This is a genomic window from Deinococcus sedimenti (assembly GCF_014648135.1).
Classification (GTDB): Bacteria; Deinococcota; Deinococci; order Deinococcales; family Deinococcaceae; genus Deinococcus; species Deinococcus sedimenti.
This window is the reverse complement of sequence record NZ_BMQN01000051.1, coordinates 1-2879: the sequence shown is the minus strand read 5'-3', so window position 1 is coordinate 2879 and position 2879 is coordinate 1. Positions and strand designations below refer to the sequence as shown.

The window sequence follows — 2879 nt, the reverse complement described above, 5'->3', positions numbered from 1 at the left end:
ACCGATCACACGTTCAGGGATGTGCCGTCCAGCACAGTCTCAACCTAAAGATGTCCGGTACAGAGGTACGCCGCCATGAGCTCTATCCTGCTTCGTAGACTGTGCGCTTGAACCCCTCCGCCAAGCGCTGTTTCCCTAGAACTGGGCTTCAGACAGCCTCTGAGGCTGGCTTTCACCTTGCATAAGTTGGTCGAGGTGAGACGCGTGGAGGTCAGATAGAGCATATGAATACACTTTACAGATGACGGTTGACAGCATGGGAACGGTTCCAGTTTAATGGTGGTATGTCAAAAACTAAACTTGGGTTCGCTGGAACCCTGGCGGTGACGTCGTTTTTGCTCGCTGGCTGTGGTGTGCAAAAAAATGCAGCTCTACCGATAAATTATTCAAACGGTGACTCCCTCCACAGTCAAGCTCTCCCCGCCACCGATTGGAGAAAAGAAGTCCTCTACTTCGCCCTTACCGATCGTTTCGCAAATGGAAACACTTCCAACGATAATGGAAACAACAACCGGGCTGGCGACGCCAAAGACCTGGGTAATCCAATGGGCTGGCATGGAGGCGATTTCGCAGGTCTGCGGCAAAAAATCGAGTCCGGCTACTTCAGCAACCTGGGTGTGACCGCCATCTGGATCTCTCCTGTGACCCTACAAGTGCCCGCCGTGATGGCACAAAGCGGCCCAAACTCTGGGAAATACCACGCAGGCTACGCCGCCTACTGGACCGAAGATTTCTTTCAGGTCGAGCCTCATTTCGGCAATCTGCAAGACCTCAAAGACTTGGTGAACGCAGCGCATGCCAAGGGCTTACGCGTCGTGCAGGACATGGTTCTCAATCATGCGGGCTACGAAGCACAGCTCGCCCGGCAGAAGCCCTCTTGGTTCTATAAGGGGAGCTGCATCAATGATCAGAAGTGCTCCCTAGACGGTCTGCCTGACTTCGACCAAGACAACTCGGAAGTCAAGCAATACCTCAATGATTCTGTGAATTACTGGGTGTCTCAGACCGGCATTGATGGCATCCGCATGGACACCATCAAGCACGTCAACGACAGTTACTGGCCCCAATTCTTTGCTGCAGGTGGACCGGGGGATGCCAGCAAGGTGTGGACCGTAGGAGAGGCATTCACATTTGATCCCGGCTATATCAACAAATATCTGAACCTGGGTTCGCCCTCCATGTTTGACTTCCCGTTGTACGGTGCGCTGCGCGACTCACTGGGCAAGCGCGGCTCACTGGATGGTGTTGCGAATGTTCTGGCGAACACCTCCTACAGTGATTCCAGCCGCCTGACGACGTTCCTCGATAACCACGACGTCCGGCGCTTCATGTCCGAAGGAATTGAGAATGGGATTCCGTTCAACGAGCAACGCGAACGGCTAGACGCTGCACTCTCGCTGCAATTCACAGTGCGTGGTACCCCCAGCGTTTACTACGGCACCGAGATCGCCATGCAGGGCAAGGGCGACCCCTATAACAATCCCTCCGGTCAGACCAACCGCGAGGACATGAACTTCAGTGCAGCAAGCACCTCTTCTCTGGTGACCCGCATCAAGGCTCTCAGTGACGCCCGCCGAGCCAATCCAGCCTTGACCAACGGTGCGCATAAGGAACTGTGGCGTCCTGGTGGCGGCGCGAACCTGTACGCCTTTGCGCGGACGCTGTCCGGCGAAGCGTCCATCGTAACGGTGGTGAACGGCTCCGATGGGACGCTGGACCTGGGCAGCTTGGGCGGCATATCTGTGAGTGGTCTCCTCTCATCAGGAAGCGTGACGGAACTTACGGGACGTACCAATACCCTTAGTGTGAACAGCAGCGGCAAGCTGGTGGGTACCGTTCCAGCCCGGACGGTCCTGATCGTGAAGTCGGGCGGGACGCCTCCTCCAGCCAACTGCAACCTCACCGCTCTCAGTGGCCAAGGCAGCAGTACGAGCGCGACTGTCAACTGGACTGCCCCCTCAGGCTGCACCGTCACCGGCTACAACGTGTATAGCAAGGGGAGTGGCAGCCCGACCTATACCCGCCTGACCTCCACGCCGCTTTCGAGCACTGCGACGGGCTATACGGCGAGCAACCTGGCCACGGGGTCTTACGATTTCAAGGTCACGACCCTGACGAGTGACGGTAAAGAATCTGCCGGGGTTGAAGTCACTGGGGTGCAGGTGGGCACGCCTGCTGGGCTAACCGTTCACTTCAAGAAGCCTACGGCTTGGGGTGGTGCGAACATCCATCACTGGAATGCTTCGCCGACGGGCGCAGTGACCGATAGCACCTGGCCGGGCAAAACCATGACAGCTGAGACTGTGGGGTGCGGCTGGTACAAGTACACGCTGCCGGGCGTTTCCTCAACCAACCTCCTCTTTGTCGATCCATCAGCCACCACGCGTAAGACGGCGGATTTGTCCCGCGCTAAGGAAGGCTGGTTTGACGGCACCACGAACACTTGGAGCGACACACAGCCAGCTTGCGACCCCATTACCACCACGACCAAAGTGACGTTCCAGGTGACCGCCAGCACAACTCTGGGCCAGAACGTCTTCTTGGTGGGCGACGTGACGGAGCTGAAGGCCTGGGACACAGCCAATGCTCTCAGCATGACGCCCTCCGGCTGCTCGGGTAGCACCTGCACGTGGACGTCCGCGCCGATTGAACTGAAGTCAAATGCGGGGATTCAGTTCAAGTTCATCAAGAAGTCCGGCTCCAGTGTTTCCTGGGAAGGTGGCAGCAACCGTACTTACACGGTGCCAGCCACGGGGACAGCCAGCTATAACGGTGGCAGCTGGAGGTAATAGATTCACAAGACTATCTTACACTGGTTCTGGCAACTTAACCTCGGCGGAGCCGAAGAAGCTCAACAGGTCGCTTGGGAATCAAGCGAC

1 protein-coding gene is annotated in these 2879 nt (G+C 57.1%); it reads left to right on the top strand.

Annotated elements, in window-relative coordinates:
• The first annotated feature begins 284 nt into the window (after positions 1 to 284).
• Entirely contained in the window at positions 285 to 2789 is a 2505-nt protein-coding gene (locus IEY69_RS21530; protein WP_189075117.1) for an alpha-amylase family glycosyl hydrolase, read from the top strand.
• Positions 2790 to 2879: the final 90 nt, after the last annotated feature.

Excerpts from the sequence above, each read along its gene's own strand:
- IEY69_RS21530 (WP_189075117.1), top strand. The coding sequence starts at position 285 with ATGTCAAAAACTAAACTTGGGTTCGCTGGAACCCTGGCGGTGACGTCG.